The organism is Parendozoicomonas verongulae (assembly GCF_009711465.1).
GTDB classification, from domain to species: Bacteria; Pseudomonadota; Gammaproteobacteria; order Pseudomonadales; family Endozoicomonadaceae; genus Sansalvadorimonas; species Sansalvadorimonas verongulae.
Window position 1 is genome coordinate 830 of record NZ_SMME01000551.1, and the last position, 541, is coordinate 1,370.

The 541-nt window shown below is 51.0% G+C and carries 1 protein-coding gene; it reads right to left on the reverse strand.

The features are described 5' to 3' along the window. On the reverse strand, nt 1-322 hold a 322-nt coding region (locus E1189_RS24735), incomplete at its 3' end, for a hypothetical protein (RefSeq protein ID WP_230459958.1). Nucleotides 323-541 lie beyond the last annotated feature (219 nt).

Sequence of the window (541 nt, forward strand, 5' to 3'; positions counted from 1 at the left end):
TCAGTTCAAGGTCAATGCGGCTTCGGGCGGTAGATAGGCCTACGGCGTAATCGCTGTAGTTTATTCGCCATGGGCCAGTGGATGTATAAAAAAGCTCAGGCCGCGAAAGTGGTGAGTCTTGTGACAACTGGCTGTCAGTGGAAACCGGAGAGCCCAGGCTTGCACTCAAAGGTAAGACATCGCTGTAGCCAGATGGATTCTCATCCCGTGATACTTCTGCTTTTGAGGCGTCTTCAGATGAAGGCTGGGAGACGATCGAGTCCCATGTGCAGGACATAATGGTATCTGAGATATCGCTGTCTTCGCTGGCGGCTGCTTCCACGATATCTGTTTCCAGGTATGGGGAAGGTGAAGGTGTGAACTCAGAGATTTTTCTGACCAGCCTTTGCTTTTCTGTTTCGCTTTGTTGAAAGAGCCTGTTGTCTTTTATGCTCTCAGGTTTTTGGGAAGGTATCATCCAGTCGATAGCGGTATTGGCCATCAGCTGGAGAGTCACAGAACGCGCTGAGGAGAGAAGGCGCCACAACCCCTTTTCCTGGCC